This is a genomic window from Micromonospora sp. NPDC048935 (assembly GCF_043197875.1).
Taxonomy (GTDB): domain Bacteria; phylum Actinomycetota; class Actinomycetes; order Mycobacteriales; family Micromonosporaceae; genus Micromonospora.
On the sequence record NZ_JBICTZ010000001.1, the window covers coordinates 832,589 to 856,825 of the forward strand.

A 24,237-nucleotide genomic window follows, 5' to 3' on the forward strand; every position below is an offset into this window, starting at 1 on the left:
ACGCCCCCCGCGCCCGGTGCCCCCTCCCCGCGTGCGGGGGGGGGCCCCGGGGCGTGGGGGGGGCGCGCCGCCGCGCGGGCCCCCCGGCCGGGCGCCGCCCCCCCCCCCCCCCCCCCACGACCGTGTCGTTCATCCGTGGTCGACCACCGGACGGATCTCCACACCGCTGTGTGCCGCGCGCACCTCGGGCAGCAGTGCCGCCAGGGACAGCACCTCGTCCAGGTCGGTCGCCTCCAGCAGGTAGTAGCCGCCGAGCGCCTCCTTGGTCTCCAGGAACGGGCCGTCGGTCGTGTCGAGCTGACCGAGTGCGTCCGCGCGCAGCGAGGTGGCCGTGGGCGCCGGTTCCAGCTGTTGCCCGCCGAGGATCCGCGCGCCGGCCTCGGCCACGAACGCCACGTGGGCAGCGTCGTGCGCCTTCCACTGCTCGTCGGTCATCGCGTCCCACTGCTGCGCGTCCCCGTAGATGAGGATCATGTACTTCGCCATGACTGGTATCCCATCGTGTGCCGGCCCCTCGGTGGTGGCCTCTATTCTCACGACGAGCCAGCGGGGCCGCGGATCGACAGCCTGGCGAAAAATCTCTCCGACCGAACCCGGCGCGGCCATCGCCCTCAACACGGTCGCCGGCCGAGGAAGATCGCGCCAGTACCGGGCGGCCACCACCCTGCGCCGCTGCGGCGGTGACCTGCGACCGCGCCCTGGCGGTTCGGCAGCTTCCGGCACCGCCGATCGGGTGGTGGTACGGATCAGCTCCGGGTGGACCACCGCTGGTTCTGTTGCCCGTTGCAGGCCCAGAGGAGGAGCTTGGTGCCGTTGGCGGTGCCGGCGCCGCTGGCGTCGAGGCAGAGCCCGGACTGGACGCCGGTGATGGTGCCGTTGGAGTTGATGTTCCATTGTTGGTTGGTGCCACTGTGGCAGTCCCAGATGATGGCCTGGGTGCCGTTGGCGGTGCCCTGGCCGCTGGCGTCGAGGCACTTGTTGCCCAACACCTGCAGTTGCTTGCCGGCCGTGTGGGTCCAGCGTTGGGCGGTGTTGCCGACGCAGTCCCAGAGTTGGACCTGGGTGCCGTTGGTGGTGGTGCCGTTCGGCACGTCGACGCAGCGGTTGGACTGGGCACCGACGAGTTGGACGCCCTGTTGCGGGTTACCGCCACCGGCCGGCGCGTACGCGGCGGCGGCGATGTTGGCCTGCACCGCGTCCTCGGTCGCCGCGGTCGGGTAGCCGGAGGTCAACACCCCCTCGAAGAAGGTGCCTCGGCCGGTGATGCTGTTGTCACCGCCGATGCCGAGCAGGATCGCCCCCTCCTTCTTCATCGGGTGGTAGCCGTTGGGGCGTCGCCCGTCGAAGTAGGTCGTCAGGCCGCCGGACTGGGCGCTTCCGCCCCGGATGGCCCAGTGGTTGGGCTCGCCCTTGACCATCGCCGTGACGAAGCGGTGGTTGATGGACGCGATGTTGTTGTAACCCGCGTTCACCCCGGAGAACAGACCCCACTCCAGGTCGGCCATGATCCAGGGGCCGGCGCCGGCGCCGTAGCCCCACTGCTTGTTGGCGCCGAAGTAGACCGTCTCCATGATCGCGCGCTCGTCGGCCAGGCTGTTCGTCTGCGCGTTGCCGTAGTCGAAGCAGCACCACTGGTTGTAGTGCGTGCCGTCGACGACGGCGTAGATGCCCTCGGGCTGGTCGCCGGTGGCGACGCCGTTGGTGTTGTTGTTGCGGTAGCCGGTGCCCGGGGCGATGTAGACGCCGTACGCCTTCTGGCCGCCGACGGTGACCGGTGCCGCCTTCGCGTCGGCGAGGTTGTCGTATCCGCCGGCGGCGGGGCCGGCGAAGTAGCCGGGAGGGGCCTGGGTGAGGCGGTTGTTGCGGCCGGACTGGTCGTAGAGGATCGTGATGACGCAGTTGGTGTTGGCGCAGAACGTGTCCTGCGTGGCGGCATCGGCGTACCCGCCCGCGCTCAGCACGCCGACGTCACGGGTGGTGTTGTCCGACGAGCGGCGGACCTGGTAAAGCGGGCCGTTGTACGCGCCGTACAGCGCGCGGGTGGTGCTGTGCGCGGCCACGCACGGGGTGCCACCCGAGGCGTAGATGTCGCACGGTCCCGTGCCGGCGGCGCGGGCGACACCCGGCGCGTCCGAGACCACGTAGATGCTGGCACCGACAGCGAGAACCAGCAGGGTTCCCGTGGCGGCGAGCAGACGACTCAGTCGTCTCTTCACATTCATCGGATCCTCTCGGCGGTGTGGTGGAGCGCGGTGGTGGCGGGGCGAGCCGGTGTTGCCGAACCGACCCGGATCGATACGCTTGGTGCCGTGGATGGCGGTGGTTCGAGCCTCGCTACCGAGCCAGGTCGACGTCACACGTCATACCTGCTCACATTAATGCTCGTCCATTCGTCGCGCCACCGTCCGTGGGGCCGTCGCATCCGACCCGGTCGATAACCGGTCCACGTCGACGCACCCCGGGGCGCCACCGTCGGTCGTCCGCCCGCTGGCCGCGGAGTTCGCTGACTCGGGGTTCGAGTTTCCGGGCGGATATGCTCGTCAGGGAAAGATGGTGCGTGCCCGTGTCGGGGCAAGAATCGATTCGAGGGCGCGGCATGAACATCGGGGAGATCGCCCGCCGGGCGGGGGTGTCCCGCAGCACCGTCTCCTACGTCCTGAGCGGGAAACGGACCGTGTCGGAGGGGACCCGGCAGCGGATCCAGGCGGTCATCGACGAGCTGGACTACCGACCGAACGCCAGCGCCCGCGCGCTCAAGGAGGGTCGCACCCGCACCCTCGGGCTGGTGATCCCCCCGGCCAGCCAGCGGTTGACCGACATGCAGTTGGGCTTCGTCGCCAGCGTCGTCGAGGCGGCCGCGCGCCACGACCTCGACGTGCTGCTGTCCCCGTCCGGGGGTGACCACGACCGGTCGTTCGAGCGGATCGTCACCGGGCGCCGGGTGGACGGCGTCGTCCTGATGGAGATCCGCCTGGAGGACGACAGGGTGACCCGCCTGACCAAGACCGGTCTGCCCTTCGTCACGATCGGGCGGATCGCCGAGCCGGACGACATGAGCTGGATCGACATCGACTATTCCGGGCTGATCGCCCGCTGCGTGCACCACCTGGCCGATCTGGGGCACCGGCACGTGGCCATGGTCAACCGCTCCGCCGAGTTGGTCGCCGCGGGATACGGCCCCAGCCATCGAGCGCTCACCGGGTTCCGGGCGGCGGCGGCGGACCGGGGGCTGACCGGCGTGGAGGTCTGCTGCGGCGACGACACGGCCTCCGGCGAGGCGTGCGTGGAACAGCTGCTCGTGACACATCCCGACGTCACGGCCATCGCCACCATCAACGAGGCCGCACTGCCCGGCATGCAGCGCGCGCTGACCAGCGCCGGTCTGTCCGTACCGCGCGACTTCTCCGTCACCGGCGTCGCCGCCCAGCACTGGGCGGAGGACTTCCGCCCACCGTTGACCGCCGCGGACGTCCCGATGGTCGAGATGGGCGCCGAGGCGGTGTCGCTGCTGCTGGAGAGCATCGCCGCCCCGGGCGCCGTGCCACGACACCGGCTGTACAGCCCGCCCATCTCACTGCGCCTGAGCACCGGGCCGGTCCGGGCCCGCTGAGCCGGTGCGGCTACCCCCTCCTGACCCGCCGTTCCTCCTGGCCGGCGGCGAGAATGAGATAGCTGCTGGCGGTCCAGGTGTACGCGCGGTCCCGGAGCCCGGCCCCGGTTTCGGCGTCGAAGTTCTCCGCGAATCCGGACTTCTCGCACAGCGCGAGGAAGCGCCGGCTGATCTCGTCGGCGACCCTGGTCTGCCCGGCCCGCCGCAGGCCGTCCTCGACCAGCACCGTGGAGGGCGCCCAGATCGGGCCACGCCAGTAGCCGTCGGCGAGATAGTGCGCCGAGTCGACCGGCTCGGTGGCCAACCCGTGCGTGGTCAGGTGGGTTTCGACGCCCCGGGCCAGTGCGACGGCGACCGGAGCGGGTAGGTCGGCCCCGAGCGCGACGGGCATCAGGTCGAGCAGGCTCCGACTCGTCCGCCGGTGGCCGGTGTGCGGGTTGCGGGCGGCGAAGCGTTCGCCGTCCCACAGGTCCCGCAGCATGGCGCCATGGACCCGGTCGGCCTCCCGGGACCACTGGTCGGCGGGCTCACCCAGCTCGGTGGCGAGGGCGGCGAGGCAGCGAAGCTGGGACACCAGGAAGGCGGCCAGGTCGGCCGTCTGGAGGACCCGGCTGCCGTCGAAGGTGGTCGCGTTGTCCCAACCGCTGTCGTTGCCGTGCTGGTAGTGGGGCAGCTCCTGGCCGGGGGCCCGACGGGCGTCGAGCCAGAACCGGGTCCAGCGGGCCAGCCGGTCGTACGTCTGCGCCAACGCCGCCCGGTCCGGTTGCTGGGGAAGGCGTTGACGCAGGTGGTGAAGCGCCCAACCGTGGATGGGCGGCTTGACGTAGTTGTGCAGGACCTCGGAGTGTGTGACCGAGTCGGGGAGCGCGCCGGCCTCGTCCTGGTGGTCGAAGGGCAGGTGGAACTGGTGCCAGGCCAGCTCCGGCTCGCCGGCGGCCAGGGCGATCGCGTTGAAGCAGTGGTCCCAGCTCCACACCTTGTCCATCCAGTGCTTGGACATGAGGACCGCGGGCCGGGTGACGAAGCCCGCCGGGCCGACGGTGGCCGACCACAGGACGTAGGCGGCCAGCTCGGCGGCCGGGGTCTCCGCACCGCGCCACGGCGCGACCGCGTCGACGAACGCGGTGAACTCGGCGGCCCGGTCGCGGCACAGCTGGTCGAAGGTGGCGGATTCGACGTACGGGCGGCGGGCGGTGGCGTACTCCTCGATCGCGATCTCCCAGGGCTGGTCACCGGGGAGGTCGACGGACCGGTCCGCGGTGCCGAGCGCCTCGACACCGTCGGTGCGCTGGAGCGCACCGGAGAGCACGGTGATCCGGTAGCGACGGCCGGTCTCGTACGAGGTGAACACGTGGGATCCGTCGACCGGGTCGTGGTAGAGGTAGGTGCCGCTGAACGGGGTGAGGGTGGCCGCGGCCGCGGCGACCCGCAGGCCGAGCCGTCGGCCCCGGATCCGCAGGGTGTCCGGCCCGTCGTAGACCGCCTCGATCCGGTCGGTGCCGTTTCGCCAGGTCAGCAGCGCGGGTGTGGCGACGACAGTGGTGCCGGCGACCGCGGGGGAGAACCGGAGTACGGCGTGGAGTCCGGTCTGGTGGGAGACCAGGTGCAGATCGTCGGCGTACGTCTTCTCGGCTACCACCGGGGAGATGTTGAACCAGGATCCTCGGCAGCTGAACGGGATGTCCTGGACGGGGAACTCCGGACCGGACGGGACGACGGTCATGGGTGGCGGATGCCTTTCTGTGCTGCGGGTGGTCAGTCCTTGACGGCGCCGGCGGTCACGCCCATCGAGACGTAGCGCTGGGCCAGGATGAGCAGCACCGCGGCGGGGATGGAGGCGACGACAGCGGTGGCCATGATGGCGTTCCACTGCTGGTTGTTGTTGCCGATGTAGTGGTAGATGCCGAGGGTGATGGGCTGCTGGTCGCCGCCGCCGGCGAGTGTCGAGGCGAAGATGAAGTCCGACCACGACCACAGGAACGCGAACAGCGACACCGTGACGATCGAGTTGCGGCTGATCGGGAGCACGACCGACCAGAAGGTCCGCAGCCGGCCGGCGCCGTCGACGACGGCGGCCTGGAGCAGCTCGTCGGGAATTCCGGACATGAAGGCTGTGAAGATCAGTACGCCGAACGGCACCGCGAGTGTCGAGTCGGCCAGGATCAGGCCGGGCAGCGTGTTGAGGATGCCGAGACTGAGGTAGATGGCGTAGAAGCCCATCGCCATGATGATGCCCGGGATCATCTGCGCGATCAGCAGGACGAAGCTCAGTGCGGTGCCGCCGGGCGGCCGCAGCTTCGCCAGCGCGTATCCGGCGGGGGCGGCCAGCGCCACGGTCAACACCACCGTGCCGAGACCGACCAGGAAGCTGGTGCCGAGGTACGGCAACTGTTGGTCGAGGACGGCCCGGTAGCCGTCCAGGGTGCCGTTGGTCGGGAACAGGTGCGGCGGGCTGGCCCGCATGTCCTGGTCCCGGGTGAACGACACGTTGATCATCCAGTAGACGGGGAAGAGCATCAGCCCGGTCAGCACCAGGCCGACCGCGGTCTTCCACCAGACCCGAGGTGTGGAGGTGGTCATGACAGGTTCTGCCTCCGCTGGATCCTGATGTAGACGAGCCCGGCGACCAGGGCCATCACGATGAGCAGGTTGCCGACTGCCGCACCCGGACCGAACTCGGGCAGCAGGTTGCCGAAGCCGAGTCGGTACGACCAGGTCGCGAGCGTGGCGGAGGAGTCGCTCGGCCCACCCTTCGTCATGATCCAGATGATGTCGAAGACCTTCAGCGTGTAGACCAGCCCCAGCAGCAGCGTGATCGCGGAGACGGGGCGCAGCAGCGGGAAGGTGATCCCCCAGAACCGTTGCCAGCTCGATGCGCCGTCCAGCGCGGACGCCTCGTACATCTCGACCGGGATCGCCTGTAGCCCGCTGTAGAGGACCACCAGGTTGAACGGGATGCCGATCCAGATGTTGGCGATGATCACCGAGGTGAGCGACCAGCCCGGCGAGGTGAGCCAGTTGACCTGGTCGATCCCCACCACACCGAGTGCCGCGTTGACCAGCCCCGAATCGCTGTTGAGGAGCCATGACCAGGTCGAGGCCGAGACGATGAGCGGCAGCAGCCACGGTACGAGGAACAACGCCCGCAACGTGCGGGACAGCGGGAAGTGCTGGTGGAAGAAGAGCGCCAGCGCCATGCCGATGCTGAACTGGAAGACGAGCGACGCGGCAGTGAAGATCAGGGTGTGCGCCAGGGTGGACCCGAACGCCGGATCGGTCAGGACCGTCCGGTAGTTGTCGAAGCCGGCGAAGGGCGCACCGCCCTGCACGAACGAACGGACTGTGTACTCGCGCAGGCTCAGGTCGAGATTGCGGTAGAGCGGGTAGGCGTAGAAGGCCGACAGGTAGAGGGTGACGGGTGCCAGGAAGGCCCACGCGAGCCACCGGCTGGGCCGGCGGGAGCGGGACGGGGCAGGCCCGGGTGGGGCGGCCTTGGCCGCCCCACCCTGGTCCGGTGCGGCAGTGGAGCTGTGTGTCGTGGGGAGCATGGTGTCGGTTCGGCGTGGCTACCTGGTCGCGGCCTGGGCGGCGGTCAGCGCGTCCTTCGGTGACTTCCCACCGCTGAGGGCGGCCTGCACCGCGGTCCACAGGGATTCCGAGATCTTCGGGTACTTCGTGCCGAGGTTGTCACCGGTGCGGCCCTTGGCTGCCCGGACCGCCTCCACCCAGACCTTGAGCTTGGGGTCCGCGGCGGCCTGCCGATCCTGAACGGCGGCGACGGGCGCGACGTAGGACAGCGTGGTGTCGGTGGTGAGGAGGTTGTCGGCGCTGGTGAGGCAGGCGACGATCTTCTGCGACGTCTCGTACCTGGCGGTCTTCTTCTGCACCGGGATGGAGACGAACTCGCCGCCGGTGGGCGCCGGTGCCGGGCCGCCCGCGTTGGCCGGGATCGCGATGGTGCCGTAGGAGAAGCCGAGCTTCTCCGCGTTGGCGAGCTGCCAGGTGCCGTTCTCGGCGAACGCGAAGTCGCCGGTGGCGAACTCCTGCCAACTCGTGGTCTGGGTGTTGTTGATGACCGAGTTGGGGGCGAGGCCCTGCCGGAGCCAGTCGGTCCAGAGCGTCAACGCGGACACCGCCTGCGGCGAGTCCAGGCTGGTCAGCTGGGCTCCCGATCCCCAGAACCAGGGCAGGAACTGGAAGCTGCCCTCCTCGGTGCCGATCGCGGAGAAGGTGATGCCCTTCTTCCCCTTGGCCTTGACCTTGGTCAGTGCCGTGGTCAGCGACGCCCAGTCCGTGATCGAGGCCGGATCGACGCCGGCGGCGGTCAGCAGGTCCTTGTTGTAGTAGAGAGCGAGGGTGTTCGCCCCGATCGGCACCCCGTACGTCTTGCCCGCGCTCTGACCGGCGCCGAGCAGGTTCGGGGCCATCGCCGAGACATCGAGCTTGTTGTCGTCGGTGGTGGTGAGCGCGCCGGCCTCGGCGAGTGTCGAGATGACCGGGTTGTCCACGATCAGCACGTCCGGCGAGTTGCCCTGCTGGGCGGCGAGCAGTGCCTTGTTGGTCAGGTCGGTGGTGTCGTAGCCGGTCCGCTCGACAGTCGCCGCCCCCGCCGAGGTGCCGCACTTCTTGAGCAGTGCGACCCACTCGGAGTCGTTGGCGAACTGCGGATACGGGTCCCAGACGAGGTACGCGCCGCCGCCGTCGCCGGATCCTCCGTCGGACGACGAGCAGGCACTGGCTGTCACTGCGGCGAGCGCTATCACGGCGACGGCGGCCAGGCGCCGTCGACGACTGAATCCTGTCATGTGGTGCCTCACTTCAGTCGATGTCAGGTGGGGTGTGCGGGTTGACCGTCGCGGGTCGGACGTCGTCCGACCATGAGGCGAACCGATTCGACAAATCGGTTCGCACGAAGATAGGTCCGCCCCTGGCGCCTGGTCAAGAGATGCGCGAGGGTTCTGAAGGTTGCGCTGTGAAACGCCACCTTCACCGCGTCGTCACTTCATTGACATCGTTCAGTTCCTGGTCCTACGATCCGTGCGAATCGATTCGCAAGCAGCCCTCCGGAGAGCGTCCCCCGCGCCCCACCAAGGAGCCGCCCGTGAAAACCCCGTCCCCCGGCAGGTCCGGCCGAACCCGCGCGCTCGCCGCCCGACTCGCGGTTGGCCTGCTCGCCGCCACCGCCGCCGTAACCGTCGCCGCGCCTCCGGCGCAGGCCGCCAACGAGTCGATAAGCGTCAACTTCGCCACGGACAACGGCGCGCCGACCTACCGCGCGTCCGGCTGGATCTACGGCATGACCGAGAACGCCAGCGGTCCAGCGGACCACTTCTACCGAGACGTCAAGTTCCAGGCCATGCGGGCCGGCGGCGCGCAGCTGCCCGGCAGTGGCTGGGTCGGCGGCACGTACGACCGCCGGTGGAACTCCACCCTCGCCCAGGCGCGTCGGACCACCGCCCTCGGCGGGAAGTTCATCATCCTGCCGCACGACCTGTGGGGCGCCGACGGCGCCGGGATCTCCCGCTTCCCCGGCGACAACGGCAACTGGACCGACTACGACAACTTCCTGACCCGGCTCATCGGCGACGTCCGGGCCTCCGGACTGAGCGTGCAGTGGGACATCTGGAACGAACCCAACATCACCATCTTCTGGAACCGCCCGATCTCCCAGTACCTGGAACTGTGGCGCCGCACCTACCAGCGCATCCGGACGGAGTTCCCCAGCCAGCTCATCGTCGGGCCGAGCTGTGCCTGCGTCCCGTCGACCAACCACGCCTTCTGGAACCAGTACCTGGACTTCGTCCGCTCGACCAACACGGTTCCAGACATCATCAGTTGGCACTCACTGCCGGGTGACCCGGTCGCGAACGTCGCCGCCGCCAACGCCACCCTCGATCCGCGCGGCATCGCCCACCCGCGTCCCTACCAGATCAACGAGTACGGCGCGCCCGACGAGCAGAACCCGGCCGACGGCGCCTGGTACATCGCACGGCTGGAGCGGGCCCGCGCCGACGGCCTCCGGGCGAACTGGGCCAGCGGCGGCAGCCTGCACAACGACCTCGGCAACCTGTTGATCCGCAACTCGGCCGGGCAGCACCAGCCCAAGGGTGAGTGGTGGAACTACCGCTTCTACGCCTCGCAGACCGGGCAGATCGTCGGGGTCACCCCCAGCCAGTCGTACGACGCGTACGCCACGAAGGCGGACGGCGTGGCCAAGATCCTGATCGGCGGTGGTCGGACCACCGGGAACCTGACCGTCAACCTGCAGGGTCTGGACACCACCAGCGGCATCGTGCAGAACAACCAGGTCCGGGTGCTCACCCAACGCATCCCGCACAACAACGGTGGTGCCGTGCCGGGGCCGATCACGGTCTCGAACAGCGTGGTCGGCGTGTCCAACAACAACGCCACAGTGACCCTGCCGTACACCAACCAGACCGACACCTACGCCGTCACCCTGCTGCCCCCGTCGGATGGTGGCTTCCAGTCGGTGGCGGTGGCCCAGCACTCCCAGCAGTGCCTCAACAACACCGGCCTGAGCACCGCCGACGGCAACGGCCAACAGCAGAACTACTGCGACGGCGGCGACCAGCAGCTCTGGAACTTCCGCCCGGTCGCGGGGGTGGCCAACACCTACACCGTGGTCAACCAGCAGAGCGGCAAGTGCCTCGAGGTCAACGGGGCGTCCACCGCCGACGGCGCTGCCGTGAGCCAGCGGACCTGCCTGAACAGCTCGAACCAGCAGTTCACCCTCCGCAAGGTGACCTACTCGGGCAACGACTCGCACGACTATCAGCTGCTCGCCCGACACAGCGGCAAGTGTGTCGACGTCAACGGCGTCTCCACGGCGGCTGGCGCAACTGTCCTGCAGTGGACCTGCAAGGCGGTCAACCAGAACGCCTCGTTGAACCAGACCTGGCGGCTCCTGGGGCGGTAGTCGTCCCGGGCGGGTGACGCGCTGGCCTCCGCCCCCCGGCCAGCGCGTCACCCGGCGTTGCATTCATTGACATGAATTAAGTAAAGGTCATACGATTCGCTGCGATTCGACTCGTCCTCGCCACCACCGCCCGTGGCGCGTCGACAATCCCCCTGCGCTTCCACGACTCCGAGGAGCCACCTCGTGCGAACCCCGTCCCGTAGTGGGCCAGGAACAGCCCGCGACCTCATCCCGAGACGCCAACGCGTCCGACGTCTGACCCTCCTGGCCGGCGCCCTGGCCGGGGTGCTCGTCGTCGTCGGCGTCGGTGCCGCCACCAACCCCACCAGCTCGCCCTTCGCCGCCGAGGCCGCCGCGGCGGCCACCATCCAGCCGGGGCAGAGCACCCCGATCGTCGGCACGCCGTCCGGTCGCTGCCTGGAGGTGCCCAACTCCAGCACCACCAACGGCACCCAGACGCAACTCTGGGACTGCGGCGGCGCCGCCGGCCAGACCTGGACCTGGACGTCGAGCAAGCAACTCCAGGTGTACGGCAACAAGTGCCTGGACGCCTCCGGCCGGGGCACCACCAACGGCACCCAGGCGATCATCTGGGACTGCAACGGCCAGAACAACCAGCAGTGGAACGTCAACAGCAACGGCACCATCACCGGCGTGCAGTCCGGGCTCTGCCTCGACGCCAACGGCGCCGCCACCGCGAACGGCACCAAGATCATCCTCTGGGCCTGCAACGGTGGCGCCAACCAGCAGTGGGCCTCGCCGAACACGCCGCCGACCTCCGTGCCGCCGACCTCCGCACCGCCGACCAGCCCGCCGCCGAGCGGCTCGCGCCCGTGCGACATCTACGCCTCCGGCGGCACCCCGTGCATCGCGGCGCACAGCACGACCCGCGCCCTCTTCGCGTCGTACGCCGGCAACCTCTACCAGGTGCGACGCTCGTCGGACAACACGACCCGCAACGTCGGGCTGACCGGCACGGGCGGCACCGCCAACGCGGCGACGCAGGACTCGTTCTGCACCGGCACCACCTGCGTCATCACCGTGGTCTACGACCAGTCCGGGCGCGGCAACGACCTGTGGTACCAGGGGTCCAGCGTGGTTCCGGGCAGCCCGCAGAGCAGGCCGGCGGTCGCGACGACCGAGTCGCTGAGCGTGGGCGGCGCCAAGGCGTACTCGCTCTACATCAACCCCGGCAACAGCTACTGGCGCGACGGGCACCTCACCGGGGTGCCGACCGGTGCCGCGCCCGAGGGCATGTACATGGTCACCAGCGGCACCCACGTCAACAGCGGCTGCTGCTTCGACTACGGCAACAGCGAGACGACCCGCAAGGCCGACGCCGCCGGTGCGATGGACGCCATCAACTTCAGCAAGCAGTGCTGGTTCGGTGGCTGCTCCGGCAGCGGGCCCTGGGTGCAGGCGGACCTGGAGTGGGGTCTCTTCCCCGGCGGCAGCCAGAGCTGGAACCCGAACCAGCGCGCCTTCACCAGCAAGTTCGTCACCGCGACGCTGAAGAACAACGGCACGTCCCGCTTCGCCATCAAGGGCAGCGACGCCACGTCCGGCAGCCTCTACACGCTGTACGACGGCTCGCTCCCGCCGGGCTACAGCCCGATGAAGAAGCAGGGTGCGATCATCCTGGGCAGTGGCGGTGACTGCTGCAAGCCCGACGGCGGCGCGAACCTGAGCGCCGGCACCTTCTACGAGGGGGCCATGGTCGCCGGCTACCCGTCCGACGCGACCGAGGCCGCGGTGCAGGCCAGCATCGTGAGCGCCGGCTACCGCTAGCCCGACAACACGTGCGCCGGTCACCACGAGCTGGTGACCGGCGCACGTACTCGTCGATGTCGCCCTCGTCGGCGGCGGGTCCGCCGACACTGCGGGGAGGCACGTGACGTGCCCGTCCCCGCAGTGCCACCCGGTGTCAGGTCACCGAGCAGGAGGCGCCGTTGAGGGTGAACGAGGTCGGTTTGGCGGTGTTACCGGTGTGCGTGGCCTGGAAGCCCACGGTCACTGATCCGTTGCTGGGGATGCCGCCGTTGTACGCGACGTTCCTGGCCGTCACCTGCCCAGAGTTCGGGGAGTAGGAGGCGTTCCAGCCCGACGTGATGGTCTGCCCGCCGGGCAGGGTGAACACCAGGGACCACCCGTTGACGGCGCTGGTGCCGGTGTTGGTGACGGTGATGTTCTCGGTCAGCCCGTTGTTCCAGGCGTTGACGGCGACCGTCACCCGGCAGGCACCGGAGTCCGGCGGCGGCGTCGTCGGGTTGGGCGGCGGCGTGGTCGGGTCCGGGGGTGGGGTCGTCGGGTTCGGCGGCGGCGTGGTCGGATTGGGCGGTGGCGTGGTCGGGTTGGGCGGGCTGGTCAGGCCGAAGAACCCGATCGCGGAGGCGGCCATGCCGCTGGCGGGCAGGCTGTGCCCGGCGCCCTGGATGCTGTACGCCTCGACCTGAACCGTGCCGCTGCTGTCGGCGTACCTGCGTCGGTTCCAGTTCGGCTGCGGCGTGTCGGTGGAGGTGGGTGTCTGGCTCAGCCCGAACACGTTTGTCCACTGCTCGATCGTCTCCTGGAGGAGCGAGTACGGCACGAGGGTGTCGTTGGTGCCGTGCCACAACTGCACGCGGGGGCGGGGCCCGGAGTAGCCGGGGTACGCCTGGCGGACCGCGTCGCCCCACTGTTGTGGCGTGCGGTTCATGTTTCCGCCGGTGCACTGGCTGCTGGTGGGTGGGAAGTCGGCCGCGTTGGCGAAGCAGTTGTACGGCACCCCCATGAACGCGGCGCCGGCCTTGAACACGTCGGGGTAGAGGGCCAGCATGTGGTTGGTCATCATGCCGCCGGAGGAGCTGCCGGTGGCGTAGACCCGGTCCGGGTCGGCGGCGTACTGCTGTTGCACGTGCCGGACCATCGAGATGATCGACACCGGGTCGCTGCCGCCGCCACGGCGCTTGGCCGCGTCCGACCAGACGTCGAAGCAGTTGCCGAACCCGGCCTGCTGGGTTGCGGACGGGTAGATGACGATGAATCCATACCGGTCGGCCAGGCTGGCGAACTCGCTGCCGGAGTAGAAGCCGGGGCCGGACCCGCCGCAGCCGTGCATGGCCACGATCGTCGCCGGCCTGGCCGGGCGGTTGTCCGGCACGTAGACGTGCATGCGCATCCGGCCGGGGTTGTCACCGAAGCTTGTCACCTCGGTCAACGATGCCGCGTACGCGGGTTGGATCGCGGGGATGGCCAGGCCGGCCGCCACCAGCGACATGGCCAGGGTGAGCAGCAGTTTCCTTCTGATTCTCAACGGACGACTCCTTCGATTGCCTGTGCAGGCTGTGGTTGGGCGCGCGATCCGGTCGCGGGTACGCCCGATGCCCGCGGTGACCGCGCGATGCCCGCTACCGGTGGCTCGCCCTGCCCGACTGGAGGACCTCATCGCGTGGCGATTAGTGTTCTCCTCGGGCCAAGAAGTGTCAATCGATGCTCCTCTATCGATGAATGGCCGCGCCGGCCGGATCGACAGCTATCCGTCTACAGTCGTCGTACCGTCCCTGAAGAGCACGGAGCGCCTGTGGCAAGCCCCTTCGACATCGACGAGATCTATCCCGACGACGGAGACCACCCGCTGCGGCTGCCCCGACGGCAGGTCGGCAACTCGCCGCAGGGCGTCGCGGTGACCCTGCTTGCCGACTACACCCTGCGGACCCGTGCCGCGCTCCCGTCCGCCGCCCTCGTCGCGCTGCTGGCGGAGACCGGGGTGACCACGGCTGGCGCGCGTACCGCGATCAGTCGGCTGGCCCGTCGTGGCGTCCTGGAGGGCAGCCGGCTGGGGCGGCGCAGCTCCTACCGGCTCAGCCGCGCGGCGGCCGCCAACCTCTCCGCTGGCGGCCACTGGATCCTCGCCTCGACCAGCTCGACAGTGCCGTGGGACGGGTGCTGGACGGTCGTCGCCTTCTCGCTGCCGCAGCAGCTGAGCACGCAGCGGCGGGCCCTGCGTGCGCAGCTACGGTGGCTGGGCTACGCGCCGTTGTACGACGGGCTGTGGATCTCTCCGGACGACCTGACCCCGGCGGCCCGGGCGCAGCTCGACCAGCTCACCCTCGGTGCCGTCACGGTGTTCCGCGGCCGGCAGACCGCACTGGAGTCGGCCATCCACCGCGCCCCGATCGAGGCCTGGGACATCGAGGGGATCACCCGGAGCTATCGGGCGTTCCTCCAGCGCTGGACACCGGTGTTGCCCCGGGTGGTGGCCGGGGAGATCGACGGTGCGGCCGCGGTGCGGGCACGGACCGAGGTCATGGACACCTTCCGGCGTTTTCCCGTCCTCGATCCGCAGTTGCCGGTGGAACTCCTGCCGAAGAAGTGGCTCCGGAGGCCGGCGCGGGAGTTGTTCGAGGCCGTCTACGACGGCCTCGCGGCACCCGCCGAGCGACACGTCCGGGCCGTCGTCACGCGGTTCACCGACGGCGAGCAACCCGGCATCGAGGCCCACACCACCGCCGACATCCTCGCCGGAGTACGCCTCGACGAGGGGCCGGCGGGTCCGGCGCACGGCGCAGTCGTCTGTTGACGGCGGGTCACGCCTCGCCGTTCTGTGAGCGATAACAGTTTCACCGGCAAGCACGCGTCCGTAAGGTGCCGGTGACGCGGATCAGCCCCTGGCAGGGCGGCGGACCGAGTGGCGATGACGAGGCAGGCGGCGACGGAACGCGAGCCCCACAGCATCGATCCGGGCTTATGTTACGTCTTGACGAACGGCATGTTATCGCTCACCCTCGATATCGAGGACGCCAGCGATGGCTCACCGGGCGAGCCGCTGTCGCACCTCACGATCACGACGTCCCCCAGGGCATGCGGACGTCGATCACGCACCTTCGGCAGCGGTGTCAGCCCGCCGGACGACAGGTGTCAGTGCGCGTCCATCGACGCGGTCGGCACCGACAGCACCGCCGCCAACCCGCTCTGAGCGCGTCGTGATCAGGGCCAGCCTTCCCGGACCGACTCTGGCAAGAAAGTGGCACGTCACCACCACCGTTGCGACCACCACTGAGAAGGAACCACATGAAACCCAAGAGAACTCTGCTGGCGGCGGCGTCCCTCGCCGTCGCCCTCACCGCGGGCATGACGGCGGTGCTCGCCCCCACGGCCAGCGGTGCCGGCACGACCCTGAAGGCGGCCGCGGCCGAGAAGGGCCGCTACTTCGGAGCGGCCGTCGCAGGGCAGAAGCTCTCCGACAACCAGTACGTGACCATCCTGAACCGCGAGTTCAACAGTGTCGTGGCCGAGAACGACATGAAGTGGGACGCGACGGAGCCGCAGCAGGGTCGGTTCAACTACACCGGTGGGGACCGGCTGGTCGCGCACGCGCAGGCCAACGGTCAGAGTGTGCGGGGTCACGCGCTGTTGTGGTATCAGCAGCAGCCGGGCTGGGCGCGGGACATGTCGGGCAGTGCGTTGCGCAGCGCGATGATGAACCACGTCACGCAGGTCGCGACCCACTTCAAGGGCAAGATCTACGCGTGGGACGTGGTGAACGAGGCGTTCGCCGACGGTAACAGCGGCGCGCGGCGTGACTCGAATCTGCAGCGCACGGGCAACGACTGGATCGAGGCGGCGTTCCGGGCGGCGCGGGCGGCGGATCCGGGTGCGAAGTTGTGTTACAACGACTACAACACCGACGGGATCAACGCGAAGTCGACCGGGATCTACAACATGGTGCGGGACTTCAAGTCCCGTGACGTGCCGATCGACTGTGTGGGCTTCCAGTCGCACCTGGGCACGTCGTTGTCCAGTGACTACCAGGCCAATCTGCAGCGTTTCGCCGATCTCGGCGTGGACGTGCAGATCACCGAGCTGGACGTGATGACCGGCGGCAACCAGGCCAGCATCTACGCCGGGGTCACCCGGGCCTGCCTGGCCGTGGCGCGCTGCACCGGCATCACCACGTGGGGTGTGCGCGACAGCGACTCGTGGCGCGGCGACGACAACGCCCTGCTCTTCGACCGGTCGGGCAACAAGAAGGCGGCGTACAACTCCGTCCTGGACACCCTCAACGGCGGCTCGACCACGCCCACCACGCCCCCGCCGGGCACCGGGGTGGACACCAGCGCCTGGTACGTGTTGCTCAACCGCAACAGCGGCAAGGCGCTCGACCTGTACGCCTCCGCCACCAACGACGGCGCCCGGATCAGCCAGTGGACGCGGAACAACGGCACCAACCAGCAGTGGCAGTTCACCGACTCGGGCGGTGGCTTCTACCGGGTGAAGTCCCGGCTCTCGGGCAAGGTCCTCGACGTCAGCGGCCGCTCGACCGCCGACGGCGGTGCGATCGTGCAGTGGTCCGACAACAACGGCACCAACCAGCAGTTCCGGCTCGCCGAGTCGAGCGGCGGCTACGTGCGGCTGATCAACCGCAACAGCAACAAGGCCGTGGAGGTGCAGGGCTCGTCCACCGCGGACGGGGGCAACATCGTGCAGTACTCCGACTGGGGCGGCAACAACCAACAGTGGCAGCTCGTCCGCATCGGATAACAGCGTCACGAGGCACCTCGGTACGCGTGGTGGCCCGTCCCGTCCATCGGGGCGGGCCGCTACGGCATCAGCAGACTGCGCAGCTCAGGGATGGTTTCCGCCGCCGAGGTCGTCCGCTGGTCCGGGCCCGTGCTGGTGGGTCCGGTGCCGGTGCCGGGCAGCCGCTCCCGATAGACGTCGGTCGTTTGACGTATGACGTTGTGAACGCTAATTTTCCACACGCGGGCGGGCGTGGCCGCACGGTCGACTGCTGGCAGGGGGCAGGTGCTCCCGGTGGCCGCATCTCGCCCGCACCCCCCGACGTGCCGACGCCACCACCGGACGCTGGCACGCACCCCCAGGGCACGCGCGTGCGTTCTGCTCGTGGGTGACCCCGATCGAAGGAGTGGACCATGAATGCCATCGGTGAGGTTCGTCCCGCCTCTCCACCGAGACGTCGCTGGCGGTCAGGGTTGGCCGCGGCGGCGGCAGCGATCATGGCGGCCGGCACGCTCGTCGCGGTCAACGCGGCGCCCGCGGCGGCGGCGACGGTGGACACCAACGCCTGGTACGTCCTGGTCAACCGCAACAGCGGCAAGGCGTTGGATCTGGTCTCCTCGGCCACCAACGACGGCGCCCGGATCAGCCAGTGGACGCGGAACAACGGCGCGAACCAGCAGTGGCAGTTCGTCGACTCCGGCAGTGGCTTCTACCGGCTGAAGTCCCGGCACTCCGGCAAGGTTCTCGACGTCAGCGGCCGCTCGACCGCCGACGGCGGGGCGATCGTGCAGTGGTCCGACAACAACGGCACCAACCAGCAGTTCCGGCTCGCCGACTCGGACGGCGGCTACGTGCGGCTGATCAACCGCAACAGCAACAAGGCCGTGGAGGTGCAGGGCTCGTCCACCGCCGACGGCGCCAACATCGTCCAGTACGCCGACTGGAACGGCTCCAACCAGCAGTGGCAGCTCGTGCCCACCGACGGCAGCAACCCGCCGCCGTCGGGTGGCAGCGGGTGCGGCAAGGCACCGACGCTGGCCAGCGGCACGCACACGATCCAGAGCAACGGAAAGAGCCGCACCTTCATCCTGCGGGTGCCCGCCAACTACAACAACAGCAACCCCTACCGGCTGATCTTCGCGTTCCACTGGCGCGGCGGCACCATGCAGGAGATCTCCTCGGGTGGCACCAGCGGCACTGCGTGGTCCTACTACGGGCAGCAGGAGCAGTCGAACAACAGCGCGATCCTGGTCGCGCCCCAGGGGTTCGGCAACGGTTGGGGCAACTCCGGCGGTGAGGACATCGTCTTCGTCGACGACATGATCAGCCGGATCGAGAGCAGCCTCTGCGTCAACCCGAGGCAGCGGTTCGCCCTCGGCTTCAGCTGGGGTGGCGGCATGAGCTACGCCGTCGCCTGCGCGCGGGCCAACGTCTTCCGCGCCGTCGCGGTCATCTCGGGTGGGCAGATCAGCGGTTGCAGCGGCGGTACGCAGCCCATCGCGTACTTCGGGCTGCACGGCATCTCGGACAACGTCTTGAACATCTCCGGGGGCCGGGCGTTGCGCGACACGTTCGTCCGGAACAACGGCTGCACCGCGCAGAGCCCGCGCGAGCCGGCCGCCGGCAGCCGCACGCACGTCACGACCACGTACTCCGGCTGCCGGTCTGGTTACCCGGTGCAGTGGGCCGCGTACGACAACGGTCACATGCCGGGCCCGGTGGACGGCACCTACGCCGAGAGCGGCATCACGACCTGGACCAAGGGTGAGATCTGGAGGTTCTTCGCACAGTTCTCGTGAGGCCGGTCTGCCTCAGCTGGCGGCGCCTGCTCCCGAACCTCGGGGGGCGGGCGCCGTCTCGTTGCCGGCGACCGTCAGCGTTGCAGCCGGACCGGCTTGCCCGAACCGCTGCGGCGGACCAGCCAGGCCTCGGTGATGTGGGTGAACATCGCGTCGGCGGCACCCTCGGAGTCGTGCGCGGCGATGCGCTCGTAGATGCGCCGGTGACCCCGGTTGGACGCCACGCACAGCGACCGTTCGGTGCGGCCCATGTAGCGGGCGGTGTTGATGACCTGGCTTTCCAGCGCCCGCACCACGCCGCGGGCGATGCGGTTCCCGGAGGTCTGCATTATCGCGTCGTGGAAGGCCCGGTCGTGCTCGTGGTAGGTGACGTGGTCGTTGACCAGCTCGTCCATCCGGTCCACCATCGCGTGCAGCCGGCTGATGGTCCCGGCGTCGGCGAGGCGGGCGGCGACGTTCGCCATGTCGGACTCCAGCACACGCCGGGTGACCACGAGATCGTCGAGGATGTCGAGGCTGTCGTCCTCGGCGATGGTGGCCCCGAGGACGAGTTCGTCGAGCATGTCCCACTGCGCCGCCGGGGTGACCATGGTGCCGGCACCCTGGCGAACCTGCACCAGCCCCTTCTCCTGGAGGATCTTGACTGCTTCCCGGACGACGGTCCGGCTCACGGAGAACGTCTCGCAGAGGATCGGCTCGGGAGGTAGGGACGTACCGGACTTATGGACGCCACGGACGATCCGCTCCACCAGCTCGGCGGTGACCGCCCTGGCGAGGTTGGTCGGCCGACGCACCCATGCCGGTGTCACCGGGCTGCTCAGGGCTGTTTCCTGCGATAGCGTCATGTCCCCTCCGAAAGGCTCGCCGTGGCACGACGTCTGGCTCAGTGTACGGCTGAGTATTGACGTCACACGTCATACGAGTTACGTTCCGGGCAACATTGGCACGGCGGCACGCCCGCCGGCCACCCCACTTTCTGAGGTGACAACTGATGAGACAGCGCGCGATATGGTCGGCCGTCCTCGTTGTGGGCCTAGCCCTGGCCGGTTGCGGAAGTGCTAGCGATTCGAGTTCGTCGAGCGGGTCCGACAGCAAGTTGGTGGTGTGGGACTGGAAGTCTGGTGAGGCGTTCGCCAAATCCTATCTGGACAAGGCCAAGGCTGACTTCAAGAAGAAGCACCCAAAGGTTGAGGTCGAGTTCGTCGCACAGCCCTTCGACCAGTACTACACGCTGCTCGGTGCGGCGATCCAGTCCGGCAAGGGCCCGGACGTCATGCTGTTCAACGGTGGTGGCCAGATCCGCGACCGGGTGGACGCGCTGGTGCCGATCACCGACTACGTGGCCGAGGACAAGCAGCGCCTGGCCGGGTGGGACGCCTTCACCAAGGACGGCAAGGTCTACGCCGAACCGGTGACGCTGCAGGGCTACCCCATCTACTACAACAAGGAGATCTACCGCAAGGCCGGCCTCGACCCGGCGACCCCGGCCGCCACCTGGGACAAGTTCGTCGCCGACTGCGCCGCCATCGCCAAGGCCGGCGCCAAGTGCTTCGCCCTCGGTAACAAGGAGGGTGTCGGCATCCAGTTCTGGCTCTCCAGCATGGGGTCGGTCACCCTCACCGCCGCCGAGTACGACGCCTGGATCACCGGCAAGCGCGACTGGACCTCGCCGAACGTCAAGCGGATCTTCCAGCTCTGGAAGGAGACCGGCGACAAGAAGATGAACAGCGACGGGGCCAACTCGACCGCGATGTTCAACGACTCGTTCGCGTACTTCCAGTCCGGTAAGGCCGCCCACGTCATGGGTCTGATGTCGGACGTCGGGCACTGGAAGGACTTCAACGAGTTCCTCACCCCGGAGAAGCTCGGCGTCATGAAGCCTCCGATCGTCACCGCCGGCACCACCCCGAGCCTGCCGTACGACGGTGGTATCGGCTACGGCGTCGCCAAGTGGACGAAGGACCCGAAGGTGGCCGCCGACCTGGTGCGCTCCCTGACCTCGGCCGACGCGCTGAAGGCATTCTACGCCGACGCCGGCGCGATCGTCGCCGACACCACTGTCGACGTGTCCCAGAGCGGCCCGGCCGTCTCCACGATCGTCGGCGAGCTGAAGACCGGCAAGCCGGCTCTGCACGTGGCGCTCTCCTCGAAGACGATCGACCTGATGGGTCGGCTGTCCCAGCAGCTGCTCAGCGGGTCGATCACCGTCGACGAGGTGGTGAAGCAGTTGGCCGCTTCCGACCAGGCGGGCTGACCCTCGTGTCAATTGGAAACACGCAACCGTCGGCCCGTCTGGCTCAGGCCGGACGGGTCGGCGGGGCGGCGCCAACCCCCGCCGTGCACCGCCACGGGGCGCAGCCTCGTCGCTCCCGTGGCGGGCTGCGGGCCGAGCGCCTCGCCCCCTACATCCTGGTCGCTCCGGCCGTCCTGATCATCGTGGTGCTGCGGCTCTATCCGCTACTCCTCGGCGTCAACTTCTCCTTCACCGGCGACGGTGCGCAGAACGGGACGGCTGTCGGATTCGGCAACTACCGCGAGCTGTTCCACGACCCGCTGTTCCGGACCGCGCTGAGCAACGTCGGGCTGCTGGTGCTGCTGCTGCCGGTGGCGGTGGCCATTCCCGGCCTGCTCGCGACGTTCATCTACCTGCGGGTGCCCGGCCACCGCTTCTACCGCAGCGTCTACTTCTTCCCCGCGGTGCTCTCGCCGGTCATCGTCGGCGCGATCTTCAACCTGCTGCTCGCCTTCGACGGCCCCCTCAACGCCATTCTCGGGTCGTTCGGCATCAGCCCGGTGGACTGGCTCGGTGACCCGGACCTGGCGATGTTCATGGTGGTGGGCGTGCACATCTGGGCCACCTTCGGGATGGCGCTCGTGGTGTTCCTCGCCGGCTTCGCCACCCTGGACCCCGCACTCCTGGACGCGGCCCGGGTGGACGGGGCGTCGCTTCGCCAGGTGGTCTGGCACGTGATCATCCCAAGTCTCTCGCGCACCATCCAGTTCGTCTTCGTGACGACGATGATCGGGATGCTGACCTCGATGTTCGGGCTGCTCTTCGTGATGACCAGCGGCGGGCCGGAGGGTTCGACCTACCTGCCGGAGTACTACATCTGGATCCAGCAGGGCCAGATGAACCGTCCGGCGCTCGCATCGGCCGCCTCGACGATCCTCTTCATCATCATGCTGGTGGTGGGGCTGTTGCAGATCAAGCTGCTCGAACGATCCGGAAAGGAGGACTGATGTCTCGGGCCCGCCTGGGATGGTGGTTGATCGCCATCCCCATGTCACTGCTCGCGTTGGCGACGATCTACCCACTGCTCTTCACCGCCAACGTCGCGATGAAGACCCGCCGTGACTACATCCTCGACCGGTTCTCCCTCACCGACGCCCTGCGCTGGGAGAACATCAGCACGGCGTGGAACAGCGTCGGCATGGGCCGCTACTTCGTCAACTCGCTGCTCGTGGTGACGGTGTCGGTGATCGTGCTGCTGCTGCTCGGGTCGATGGCCGGCTTCGCGCTGAGCCAACTGCGGTTCCGTGGCTCGTCGGCGTTGTTCCTGGGTTGCCTCGCGGGGCTCTTCATCCCGTTCCAGGTGGTCATGGTGCCGCTGTCGCGGATCATGGCCGACACGGCGCTCATCGACACGTACCCCGGTCTGATCCTCGTCTACGTGGCGCAGTTCCTGCCCTTCACGGTCTTCCTGATGACGAGCTACTACCGGGGCATCCCGTCGGAGATCGTCGACGCCGCCCGGATCGACGGCAACACCGTGTACGGCGTCTACCGCCGGATCATGTTGCCGCTGGGCACCCCGGCACTGCTGTCGGTCGGCATCCTCAACGCCCTGTTCTGCTGGAACGACGTCCTCATGGCGCTGGTGATGATGCCCTCGGCCGAACACCGGACGCTGATGATCGGTGTCACCTCGTTGCGCGGGCAGTACTCCGAAAACATCCCCACCTTCGCCTCCGGGGTGCTGATCGCCGCCATTCCCGTCCTGTTGGTTTACCTGTTCCTCCAGCGCCAAATTGCCGACGGTGTAGCCGCCGGTTCCACGAAGGGTTGACATGCGGATCACGGGATATCGGACGCTCTCCACGGTCCAGGAATGGGGGCGGCCCGTCGGTGACGCCAACGGGGTGTTCCCCGACGGGGTGGTTCCGGTCTCGATCGTCATCGTCGACACCGACGAGGGCATCTCGGGAGTCGGCCTCGGGCCGCACGTCGAGATCGAGCGGATCTTCGCAGCCATCGAGGGCGAAGACCCCCGTGCCGTGACAACGCTGTACGACCGCATGCTGCGGCACACCTTCAAGGCCGGCCACGCGGGCCCGGTGTTCGGCACCATCGGCGCACTGGACACCGCACTCTGGGACATCAAGGCGCAGGCGGCCGGCGAGCCGCTGTGGCGGCTGCTGGGCGGACGTGACCGGCGGGTCAACGCCTACGCGTCCGGCCTGGACATCGGGCTCACCGACGAGGAACTCGTCGCGGAGTACGAGGTCTACGCCAGTCACGGCCTGCGGGCCGCCAAGCTCAAGGGCGGTCTCGACATCGATCGTGACCGGCACCGCCTGACCCTGGTCAGGGAGGTCCTCACCGAGGCCGGGCACGGCCGGCGACCGGGCCTGATGCTCGACGTCAACGAGGCCTGGACCCGCAAGCAGGCCGTACGGCACGTCAGCGACCTCGAACGCACCCTCGACCTCATCTGGATCGAGGAGCCCGTCCGACGCTGGGACGCCGAGGGCCTCGCCGTCGTCAGCCGAGGCGTCAGCGCGTCTGTCGCCACCGGCGAGAACCTCACCGGGCTCGAACAGTATCGTCCGCTGCTCGCCGCCGGCGCGGTCGACATCGTCCAGATGGCCGCCGTCTGGGGGGTCACCCACTTCCTGCGGGCATCCGCCCTGGCGCACGCGTACGACCTGCCGGTCAGCCCGATCGGCAACAGCCCGATCGGCCTGTTGCACGCCGCGACCTCGGTGCCGAACCACCTGACCAGCGAGTTGCAGGACCTGCGTCCACCGGTCGGCGTCACCGTCGACCTGCACGTCGAGGACGGCGCGTTCATCCTCGGCGACGCACCCGGGCTGGGCGTCCGGGTCGACGAGGAGCGGATCCGCGCGGCCGACCACCGCCCGCAGGTGCAGACGGCCGAGAGCCCCAACGTTCGGCCGGAGCGGGCCGGCCGGCGGCTGCTGGGCGACACTGACGGGGTGGTCCCCGCCCGCCAGGTGCCGGTCGTGCCACTGAACTCCCGTACCGAGGTGTCGCCCACCGCACAGCACTGAGCTGACCGCCAGAAACAGAGAGAGAACGTGGGTGCACCGCCACCGCGGTGCACCCACGACCATGTCCGGTCGCCACGTCCGACGTGCCGACCGGCGAGATG

General features: G+C 68.9%; 19 protein-coding genes. 11 read left to right on the forward strand and 8 right to left on the reverse strand.

The window, feature by feature from the left end; translation table 11 throughout:
- Positions 1-129 precede the first annotated feature (129 nt).
- Both ACGFIW_RS04290 and ACGFIW_RS04295 read right to left on the reverse strand, forming a co-directional pair.
- Positions 130-486: a YciI family protein gene (locus ACGFIW_RS04290; protein ID WP_393310857.1), complete on the reverse strand. Its 357-nt coding sequence runs from the start codon at positions 484-486 to the stop codon at positions 130-132.
- Between the two features lie 260 nt (positions 487-746).
- Positions 747-2,222: an arabinofuranosidase catalytic domain-containing protein gene (locus ACGFIW_RS04295; RefSeq protein ID WP_393310858.1), complete on the reverse strand. Its 1,476-nt coding sequence runs from the start codon at positions 2,220-2,222 to the stop codon at positions 747-749.
- A 374-nt stretch (positions 2,223-2,596) separates the two neighbouring features.
- Between ACGFIW_RS04295 and ACGFIW_RS04300 the strand changes: the two genes are divergently transcribed.
- Positions 2,597-3,610 carry a LacI family DNA-binding transcriptional regulator gene (locus ACGFIW_RS04300; RefSeq protein WP_393310859.1) on the forward strand — a complete coding sequence of 338 codons (1,014 nt, stop codon included), beginning with the start codon at positions 2,597-2,599 and terminating at the stop codon, positions 3,608-3,610.
- 10 nt (positions 3,611-3,620) lie between these two features.
- Here the strand turns inward: ACGFIW_RS04300 and ACGFIW_RS04305 are convergent, their stop codons facing one another.
- Genes ACGFIW_RS04305 through ACGFIW_RS04320 form a run of 4 tightly spaced genes read right to left on the reverse strand, consistent with a single transcriptional unit; the run spans position 3,621 to position 8,415 of the window.
- Complete coding sequence (locus ACGFIW_RS04305; protein ID WP_393310860.1) at positions 3,621-5,333, reverse strand: amylo-alpha-1,6-glucosidase; 1,713 nt, start codon at positions 5,331-5,333, stop codon at positions 3,621-3,623.
- A gap of 32 nt (positions 5,334-5,365) precedes the next feature.
- A complete protein-coding gene (locus ACGFIW_RS04310; RefSeq protein WP_393310861.1) occupies positions 5,366-6,190 on the reverse strand; it encodes a carbohydrate ABC transporter permease in 825 nt (274 codons plus the stop codon).
- The gene (locus ACGFIW_RS04315; protein WP_393310862.1) at positions 6,187-7,158 is read right to left on the reverse strand and encodes a carbohydrate ABC transporter permease; all 972 of its coding nucleotides are present in this window, start codon (positions 7,156-7,158) and stop codon (positions 6,187-6,189) included. Before ACGFIW_RS04315 ends, ACGFIW_RS04310 begins: the two co-directional genes overlap by 4 nt.
- Positions 7,159-7,176: 18 nt before the next feature.
- On the reverse strand, positions 7,177-8,415 hold the full coding sequence (locus tag ACGFIW_RS04320) for an extracellular solute-binding protein (RefSeq protein ID WP_393310863.1): 1,239 nt from the start codon (positions 8,413-8,415) through the stop codon (positions 7,177-7,179).
- Between the two features lie 296 nt (positions 8,416-8,711).
- On the opposite strand from ACGFIW_RS04320, the gene ACGFIW_RS04325 reads away from it, so the two are divergent.
- Together ACGFIW_RS04325 and ACGFIW_RS04330 are read left to right on the forward strand one after the other, a co-directional pair.
- A complete protein-coding gene (locus ACGFIW_RS04325; protein ID WP_393310864.1) occupies positions 8,712-10,547 on the forward strand; it encodes an RICIN domain-containing protein in 1,836 nt (611 codons plus the stop codon).
- Between the two features lie 183 nt (positions 10,548-10,730).
- Entirely contained in the window at positions 10,731-12,335 is a 1,605-nt protein-coding gene (locus ACGFIW_RS04330; protein ID WP_393310865.1) for an arabinofuranosidase catalytic domain-containing protein, read from the forward strand.
- Positions 12,336-12,471: 136 nt separating this feature from the next.
- On the opposite strand, the gene ACGFIW_RS04335 is transcribed toward ACGFIW_RS04330, so the two are convergent.
- Entirely contained in the window at positions 12,472-13,839 is a 1,368-nt protein-coding gene (locus ACGFIW_RS04335; RefSeq protein WP_393310866.1) for a PHB depolymerase family esterase, read from the reverse strand.
- Positions 13,840-14,106: 267 nt separating this feature from the next.
- Between ACGFIW_RS04335 and ACGFIW_RS04340 the strand changes: the two genes are divergently transcribed.
- The 4 genes from ACGFIW_RS04340 (at position 14,107) to ACGFIW_RS04355 (ending at position 18,844) form a co-directional block, all read left to right on the forward strand.
- Positions 14,107-15,105, forward strand: a complete 999-nt coding sequence (locus tag ACGFIW_RS04340; protein WP_393310867.1) for a PaaX family transcriptional regulator C-terminal domain-containing protein — start codon at positions 14,107-14,109, stop codon at positions 15,103-15,105.
- A gap of 114 nt (positions 15,106-15,219) precedes the next feature.
- A complete protein-coding gene (locus tag ACGFIW_RS04345; protein WP_393310868.1) occupies positions 15,220-15,501 on the forward strand; it encodes a hypothetical protein in 282 nt (93 codons plus the stop codon).
- Between the two features lie 95 nt (positions 15,502-15,596).
- Entirely contained in the window at positions 15,597-17,066 is a 1,470-nt protein-coding gene (locus ACGFIW_RS04350) for an endo-1,4-beta-xylanase (protein ID WP_393310869.1), read from the forward strand.
- A 392-nt stretch (positions 17,067-17,458) separates the two neighbouring features.
- Positions 17,459-18,844, forward strand: a complete 1,386-nt coding sequence (locus ACGFIW_RS04355; RefSeq protein WP_393310870.1) for an RICIN domain-containing protein — start codon at positions 17,459-17,461, stop codon at positions 18,842-18,844.
- A gap of 74 nt (positions 18,845-18,918) precedes the next feature.
- Here ACGFIW_RS04355 and ACGFIW_RS04360 read toward each other — a convergent pair whose 3' ends face one another.
- Positions 18,919-19,689: a FadR/GntR family transcriptional regulator gene (locus ACGFIW_RS04360; protein ID WP_393310871.1), complete on the reverse strand. Its 771-nt coding sequence runs from the start codon at positions 19,687-19,689 to the stop codon at positions 18,919-18,921.
- Positions 19,690-19,946: 257 nt separating this feature from the next.
- Between ACGFIW_RS04360 and ACGFIW_RS04365 the strand changes: the two genes are divergently transcribed.
- Genes ACGFIW_RS04365 through ACGFIW_RS04380 form a run of 4 tightly spaced genes read left to right on the forward strand, consistent with a single transcriptional unit; the run spans position 19,947 to position 24,136 of the window.
- On the forward strand, positions 19,947-21,098 hold the full coding sequence (locus ACGFIW_RS04365) for an ABC transporter substrate-binding protein (RefSeq protein ID WP_393310872.1): 1,152 nt from the start codon (positions 19,947-19,949) through the stop codon (positions 21,096-21,098).
- Positions 21,099-21,103: 5 nt separating this feature from the next.
- Positions 21,104-22,084 (forward strand): carbohydrate ABC transporter permease, encoded by a 981-nt coding sequence (locus tag ACGFIW_RS04370; RefSeq protein ID WP_393310873.1) that lies wholly within the window; start codon positions 21,104-21,106, stop codon positions 22,082-22,084.
- Positions 22,084-22,911, forward strand: coding sequence for a carbohydrate ABC transporter permease (locus ACGFIW_RS04375; RefSeq protein WP_393310874.1), 828 nt, complete (start codon positions 22,084-22,086; stop codon positions 22,909-22,911). Before ACGFIW_RS04370 ends, ACGFIW_RS04375 begins: the two co-directional genes overlap by 1 nt.
- A gap of 1 nt (position 22,912) precedes the next feature.
- Positions 22,913-24,136, forward strand: a complete 1,224-nt coding sequence (locus ACGFIW_RS04380) for a mandelate racemase/muconate lactonizing enzyme family protein (protein ID WP_393310875.1) — start codon at positions 22,913-22,915, stop codon at positions 24,134-24,136.
- The last annotated feature ends 101 nt before the right edge of the window (positions 24,137-24,237 follow it).